The organism is Psychroserpens sp. (assembly GCF_045105015.1).
Classification (GTDB): domain Bacteria; phylum Bacteroidota; class Bacteroidia; order Flavobacteriales; family Flavobacteriaceae; genus Psychroserpens.
This window is the reverse complement of the sequence record NZ_JBGCCX010000163.1, coordinates 20,896-28,412: the sequence shown is the minus strand read 5'-3', so window position 1 is coordinate 28,412 and position 7,517 is coordinate 20,896. Positions and strand designations below refer to the sequence as shown.

The following is a 7,517-nucleotide window of genomic DNA, read 5'->3' as shown; positions in this document are numbered from 1 at the left end:
GGTACGAATCATTTTTTTAGCGTCTTGAACAGAATCTACGTCGATTTTATTTAAACTAAAAGGCAACATTAAGGCAATACGTTTTGCACTTAGGTTACTTAAATTAGAAGCTAAATTGGTATTAGCTACATCTGTTACAACATTAGTTGCTTGAATATCTCCAGGCACTTTTAAAACCATTCCTAATTTTAAACCTCCTTCTTTAAGTTCAGGATTTAAGGCTTCTAATTCGTCTTGAGTTACACCGAGTTTTCGGTTTAAAGCCATATAGCCTTCACTCTTTAATACTGTATAATAATTAAATTCATCCTCAACTGATTTTTCTTCATTATTGCTAATGTTTGGTACATTAAGCTCGTCACCAGGTTGTAAGACATCATTCATATTTGGATTTAAAGCCTCTAGATCTGGAACTGTAATTCCGAATTTATAAGCCACTCTCCACTTGCCTTCTTTTGGAAGAACTGTATACTTTTTAATGGTATTATTTAAACTGACTTTATTGACGATTGTTTTAAAACGCGGAATCCTAATTTTGTCACCCTTTCGAAGATTTTTTGAATATAGAGATGTATTCGCTTTTTTGATGTCATCAATCTCAACACTATACTTTTTAGAAATACTGAACAGTGTTTCTTTACGTCTTACTTTATGTGTTTTGTAGTCGATAAGCTCCTTTGTTTCGTCTGGAATAGCTTCATTTTTCACACGAGACGACGGAATTATTAAAACCATATCTGGTTTCAATGCTTTTTTAGCGTCAGGATTGAGAGCAAAAATATCGAATGGTGTTACCAAATATTGTTTGGCTATTTGTTCAATAGTTTCACCTGCTTTGACCTTGTGTGTTTTGTAATCTTGAGCGGTTACAGAGAAACTGCAACAAAAAATTACGATGATGATTAAGAGTTTTTTCATTCAAAAAAATATTATGTACCTATTGCTTTTCCTTTTGAAACAAATTCAGAACATAAGTCACAAATTTATTCCCATTCAATAGTTGCTGGCGGTTTAGAGCTTATATCATATACAACTCTATTAACGCCTTTCACTTTATTTATTATTTCATTTGAGGTCTTCTGTAAAAATTCGTACGGTAAATTTACCCAATCTGCAGTCATTCCATCTGTACTTTCAACAGCTCTCAATGCTACACATTTTTCATAGGTTCGTTCGTCTCCCATCACACCAACACTATTTACAGGTAATAACATTGCACCTGCTTGCCATACTTTATCGTACAAATTCCAAGATCTCAAGTTATTAATAAAAATAAAATCTACCTCTTGTAATATACGTACTTTCTCTGGAGTTAGATCTCCAAGAATACGAATTGCTAGTCCAGGACCCGGAAAAGGATGACGACCTAATAGCTGTGCATCCATATTCATAGAAGCGCCAACGCGTCTTACCTCATCTTTAAACAAGGCTTTTAAAGGCTCTACGATTTTTAATTTCATAAAGTCTGGTAAACCTCCAACATTATGATGACTTTTTATTGTAGCACTTGGTCCTCCTGTAGCCGAAACACTTTCGATTACATCAGGATAAATGGTGCCTTGTGCTAACCATTTCACATCTTGAATTAGATGTGCTTCATCATCAAAAACCTCAATGAACACGCGACCAATCGTTTTTCTTTTTTCTTCAGGATCGCTCTTACCAGCCAAGGCATCCAAAAAGCGTGCCGAAGCATCAACACCTTTTACGTTAAAGCCCATACCTTCGTATTGATGTAAGACATCTTCAAATTCGTTTTTTCTAAGCAATCCGTTATTTACAAAAATGCAATACAAGTTTTCACCGATAGCTTTATGTAATAACATGGCAGCCACCGAAGAGTCTACACCTCCAGATAATCCTAAAACCACTTTATCATTTCCTATTTGAGCTTTGAGAGCTTCAACCGTTTCTTCAACAAATGCATTTGGCGTCCAATCTTGTTCAACCTTTGCTATTTTAACTAAAAAGTTCTGCAATAATTGATGACCATCAGTTGAATGATACACTTCAGGATGAAACTGAATCGCATAGGTGTCTTCACCTTCAATTCTAAACGCTGCATTTTCAACATCTTCAGTACTTGCCAACAGCACACCATTAGTTGGTAGTTGTTTGATGGTATCGCTATGACTCATCCACACCTGACTCCCTTCGTGAATATTCTCAAAAAAGGCTTCATCAGATTTTACAAAACCTAAATTAGCACGACCATATTCTCTTGTATTTGACTCTGCAACTTCACCACCAGAAAAATGTGCTAAATATTGCGCACCATAACAAACTGCTAACATTGGTTTTGTACCACGAATATTTGATAAATCTGGATGTAATACGTCTTCACCTCTTACAGAGTTTGGACTACCAGATAAAATAACCGCTTTAAAGCTGTCAGAATCGTTAGGAATTTTATTAAAAGGATGGATTTCACAATAGATGTTTAACTCTCTAACACGACGTGCAATAAGCTGTGTGTATTGTGAACCGAAATCAAGAATAAGGACTTTGTTGTGTTGCATGTGCAAAAGTAATCATTTGCTATTTTTTTACAACAAAATTATAATCTAATCTCAGCAAAATTTAATGTTTTTAAGCCATCGTATCGAGAATCATCTTGATATCGTCTTCGGTAGTATCAGGATTGATAAAACAAAACCTTGAAACAGTTTCAAAATGAGCTCCATTTTTCCACTTTGTAGGCGTCACTAATGCAAATCCTTTATCGTGATTATCGTAGGTCCAATTTGTATAATCTTCAGGCTTCCAACCTATTCTCCTATACAACACACATGACAAGCTTGGTTCTCTCACTAATTCAACATTAGGATTATCTTCGATAATACGACCAGCTATTTGTGCCAATTCAATACCACGTTCAACAGCTTCTTTATAACGATCTGTGCCATGAGTAGCTAACGAAAACCACAATGGCAAACCTCTAACACGTCGTGTTAACTGAATCTGATAATCTGTTGGATTAAATCCATGAGCACCTTCATCTTTAAAAATATCAAGATATGATCCTTGTTGCGAGTGTGCATTTTTGGCAAATTCAGGACGTCTGTAAATCACTGCTCCACAATCATAAGGAGAAAACATCCATTTATGCGGATCTACAGTAATACTATCTGCTCTTTCGATACCATTAAACAAATGACGAACAGAATCTGCGACTAACGCACCACCTCCATAGGCAGCATCGACATGAAACCATAGTCTTTCAGCATCACAAACTTCAGCAATACCTGCTAAATCATCAATAATACCAGCATTAGTTGTTCCTCCAGTAGCGACAACAGCAAAAAGACGTTTACGTTGATGGAATGTTAAATTATCTATTGTTTCTCTAAGATTTGTACCTGATAATTTTTCTTCAGAATCTACCAAAAGAATATCAACATCTGCAACCTTAGCCATTGCCTTTATAGAAGAATGTGCTCCACTAGAAGTAATAATTAAACCCTTTTCTCTCTTATAGGTTTCATCTTCTCGCCAATGTTCTCTAGCAGTAACGATTGCCGATAAATTAGCTGCAGTGCCTCCACTTGTAAACACACCAAAGGAACCTTCAGGCAAACCTGTTAAAGACACAATCCACTTCATGGCTTCATTTTCGCAGAAAATTCCTCCAGCACCTTCCATCCAGTATGCACCATGAATACTCGACACAGAAGTTACGAGATCAAACATAACTGCTGCTCTTGTAGGAGCGGCTGGTACAAAAGCCAAATTGCGAGGATGATCAACAGGAACATTAGCCTTAGCTAGGTGATCTTTCCATAACTGAAACGCATTTTCACCACCAATTCCTTTGTCAGTGATTGTTTCGCCCACTAAGGCTTTTAAAGCCTCTGCTTTAAGTGGTTTTCCTATTTTTTGTTTGGTGTGAGAAATACGATCGATAGCATATTTCATGACATCCATCGTCATTTCTATAAGCTCAAAATCAATTTTATGCATGCCTTAAGATTCTAATATTATCACTTTAATTCTTGAGCCATCGCAGTCTGTAGCGCTTTTGCTTTTTGAGCAGCAACTTGAGCAAAATCCTTTCCGTTGGAAGCATAAATAATGCCTCGAGAGGAATTTACTAATAAACCTATGTTAGCACCCATTCCGTATTTACAAACATCTTGCAGGTTTCCGCCTTGAGCGCCAACTCCTGGCACTAATAAAAAAGCTTCGGGAATAATCTTCCTAATATCTGCGAGAAATTCAGCTTTTGTTGCGCCAACAACATACATAAGATTTTCAGAATTCTCCCAGTTTTTTGAAGTCTTTAAGACCTGTTTATACAATTCTTCACCTTCAATAGTTTTGGTTTGAAAATCAAAAGCCCCTTGATTAGACGTTAATGCTAATAAAATCGTGTGTTTATCTTTAAACTCTAAAAAAGGCTCAACAGAATCCTTTCCCATATAAGGAGCCACAGTAACAGAATCGAAAGCTAAATCTTCAAGAAATGCTTTAGCATACATACGACTCGTATTACCAATATCTCCACGTTTAGCATCTGCAATGGTAAATATTTCAGGATGTTTCACGTTGAGATACATGATGGTCTTCTCTAAAGCTTTCCATCCTTTTAAACCATAAGCTTCGTAAAATGCAGTATTGGGTTTGTAAGCCACACACAAATGATGTGTTGCATCTATAATTGCTTTATTAAAAGCGAAAATCGGATCCTCTTCATTTAATAAATACTCTGGAATTTTATTTAAATCGACATCTAATCCTATACATAGAAAAGATTTCTTTTTATGAATTTGTTCGGTGAGTTGTTGTGTTGTCATGCTATAAAAAAAAGCCTCAAAATGAGGCTCGTTATTAAATATGTTCGTCGCTTGCTTTTAGCTTTTCAGTATTTTCTGCAAGTTGTAATTCGTCAATAATTTTTTGGATATCACCATTTACAATATTTGATAAATCGTAAAGTGTTAAACCAATGCGATGGTCGGTAACACGACCTTGAGAATAATTATAGGTTCTAATTTTAGCACTACGATCTCCAGAACTCACCATACTACCACGTTTTTCTGCGTCAGCCGCATTTTTTATCGCCAATTCTCTTTCATATAAACGCGAACGTAATACTTTAAATGCCTTTTCTTTGTTTTTATGTTGTGACTTTTGATCTTGACATTGGGCTACCAAACCTGTTGGTTCATGTGTTAAACGTACTGCTGAATATGTTGTATTTACAGACTGACCTCCTGGACCTGACGAACAGAAAAAGTCGATTCGAACATCTTTAGGATTAATCTCCACATCAAACTCTTCAGCTTCAGGAAACACCATACAAGTTGCTGCACTTGTATGTACACGCCCTTGAGTTTCCGTTTGAGGCACACGTTGAACACGATGTACTCCAGCTTCAAATTTTAATGTACCATAGACATCTTCACCAGAGACTTCAAATTGAATTTCTTTGAATCCACCATTGGTCCCTTCACTATAGTCTACCACATCAACTTTCCAGCCTCTACCTTCACAATATTTAGTATACATTCTAAATAAATCACCTGCAAAAATACTGGCTTCATCTCCACCTGTTCCAGCACGCAATTCTACAACAGCATTTTTAGCATCTTCAGGATCTTTAGGAATCAATAGCACTTTTATTTCTTCTTCAAGTGCAGGAATCCCAGTTTTAGCTTCATCATATTGCATTTTAGCCATTTCCACCATTTCAGGATCACTTCCATCTGCAATAATTTCTTCTGCTTCTTTAAGATTATCAGAAAACTCAAGATACGCTTCGCGTTTATCCATTAATAATCTTAAATCTTTGTATTCTTTATTCAGTTGCACATAACGCTTTTGATCTGTGATAATATCTGGCTGAATGATTAAATCACTCACCTCATCGAAGCGTTGTTTTATGATCTGTAATTTCTCTAACATCTATCTCTAAAAATTGTGATTCAAAAATACAATATTTTATGGATTTTAAGTCGTTGATTAATTGTTAACAACTCAGAAAAATATTTTTTTTAGTTTTTACGTTATAAGTGATATGCGAAAGCAATTTACCTCAATACTAAACTATTACAAATCAATGGCTTTCTGGTCGTTTTTGGTTACACTTTCTATAACGATTATTAATCCGGAATTGATTTTAGCACTAAGTACTAAATTGTGCCTAGTCTTCTTATTATGGTTTATGTTAGGCGACAGAAAAATGAGACAACGACTTCGTTTTTATCGCATCCGAGGTGTATCTAACTTAAAGTTCTTTAGTGTGATTTTTTTATTTGACAGCTTTATAACTTGTACGTTTCTGCTTCTAATAAAAGGGTTTATCTAATACTCAAAAGTTCCAAACTCACTTGAAATTGTCAATTTTTTTGTTTCTGAAGCTTCCACACGACCAATGATTTGAGCATTCACATTAAAAGACTTAGAAATAGCGATAATATCTTCGGCAATTTCAGGAGACACATATAACTCCATTCGATGTCCGCAATTAAACACTTGATACATTTCTTTCCAATCGGTTTTAGATTGTTCTTGAATAAGCTTGAACAAGGGTGGAATTCCAAACATATGATCCTTTACTATGTGCAAATTATCAATAAAATGAAGAATTTTGGTTTGTGCTCCACCTGAACAATGTACCATTCCGTGTAGTGAATCGCTTTTATATTTTGAAAGAATTGCTTTTATAATTGGCGCATAAGTTCTTGTTGGAGATAATACTAATTTACCAGCATCAATTGGAGCGTTTTCAATAGCATCAGTCAGTTTTGTTTGACCAGAGTACACCAAATCTTCAGGAACAGACGCGTCAAAGCTTTCAGGATATTTTTCGGCTAAATCTTTATGAAATACATCGTGACGTGCAGACGTTAATCCGTTGCTTCCCATACCTCCATTGTATTCCGTTTCATAAGTTGCTTGTCCGAAACTCTCCAGGCCAACAATAACATCTCCAGCTTTAATATTAGCATTATCAATAACATTGCTGCGTTTCATACGAGCAGTGACTGTGGAATCGACGATTATCGTTCTTACTAAATCTCCAACATCGGCTGTTTCTCCTCCAGTAGAATGAATTGTTACACCAAACGACTTTAGGTCTTTGATTAATTCTTCAGTACCAATAATAATTGCAGAAATAACCTCACCAGGAATTAAGTTTTTATTTCGACCAATAGTAGAAGACAACATGATATTATCGGTCGCTCCAACACATAATAAATCATCAATATTCATTATTAAAGCATCTTGAGCAATACCTTTCCAAACTGAAATATCTCCAGTTTCTTTCCAATACATATAAGCCAAAGAGGATTTTGTACCTGCACCATCAGCATGCATAATCAAGCAATAATCATCATCATTAGTTAAATAATCAGGAACAATTTTACAAAAAGCTTTAGGGAATAATCCTTTATCAATATTTTTTATGGCATTGTGAACATCTTCTTTGGATGCTGAAACACCACGCTGTGCATAACGTTTGCTTATGTCTTGGCTCATAATCTATAATTATGACCACAAAAGTAAGGATTGTT

6 protein-coding genes are annotated in these 7,517 nt (G+C 35.5%); all 6 read right to left on the bottom strand.

Going from position 1 to position 7,517, the window contains the following annotated elements; genetic code table 11:
- A partial coding sequence (locus tag AB8B90_RS12700; RefSeq protein ID WP_405337453.1) for a LysM peptidoglycan-binding domain-containing protein occupies positions 1-918 on the bottom strand: 918 nt, incomplete at its 3' end.
- A gap of 65 nt (positions 919-983) precedes the next feature.
- Complete coding sequence (guaA, locus tag AB8B90_RS12695; RefSeq protein WP_405337451.1) at positions 984-2,519, bottom strand: glutamine-hydrolyzing GMP synthase; 1,536 nt, start codon at positions 2,517-2,519, stop codon at positions 984-986.
- Positions 2,520-2,589: 70 nt separating this feature from the next.
- Positions 2,590-3,960 (bottom strand): pyridoxal phosphate-dependent decarboxylase family protein, encoded by a 1,371-nt coding sequence (locus AB8B90_RS12690; protein WP_405337449.1) that lies wholly within the window; start codon positions 3,958-3,960, stop codon positions 2,590-2,592.
- Positions 3,961-3,980: 20 nt separating this feature from the next.
- Complete coding sequence (pyrF, locus tag AB8B90_RS12685; protein WP_405337447.1) at positions 3,981-4,793, bottom strand: orotidine-5'-phosphate decarboxylase; 813 nt, start codon at positions 4,791-4,793, stop codon at positions 3,981-3,983.
- A gap of 34 nt (positions 4,794-4,827) precedes the next feature.
- Entirely contained in the window at positions 4,828-5,904 is a 1,077-nt protein-coding gene (gene prfA, locus AB8B90_RS12680; RefSeq protein WP_405337445.1) for a peptide chain release factor 1, read from the bottom strand.
- Between the two features lie 399 nt (positions 5,905-6,303).
- Positions 6,304-7,482, bottom strand: a complete 1,179-nt coding sequence (locus AB8B90_RS12675) for an AIR synthase related protein (protein WP_405337442.1) — start codon at positions 7,480-7,482, stop codon at positions 6,304-6,306.
- Between the last annotated feature and the right edge of the window lie 35 nt (positions 7,483-7,517).

Bases quoted from the DNA above. Each gene is read 5' to 3' on its own strand.
- guaA (WP_405337451.1), bottom strand. From the start codon at position 2,519: ATGCAACACAACAAAGTCCTTATTCTTGATTTCGGTTCACAATACACA.
- AB8B90_RS12690 (WP_405337449.1), bottom strand. From the start codon at position 3,960: ATGCATAAAATTGATTTTGAGCTTATAGAAATGACGATGGATGTCATG.
- pyrF (WP_405337447.1), bottom strand. From the start codon at position 4,793: ATGACAACACAACAACTCACCGAACAAATTCATAAAAAGAAATCTTTT.
- prfA (WP_405337445.1), bottom strand. From the start codon at position 5,904: ATGTTAGAGAAATTACAGATCATAAAACAACGCTTCGATGAGGTGAGT.
- AB8B90_RS12675 (WP_405337442.1), bottom strand. From the start codon at position 7,482: ATGAGCCAAGACATAAGCAAACGTTATGCACAGCGTGGTGTTTCAGCA.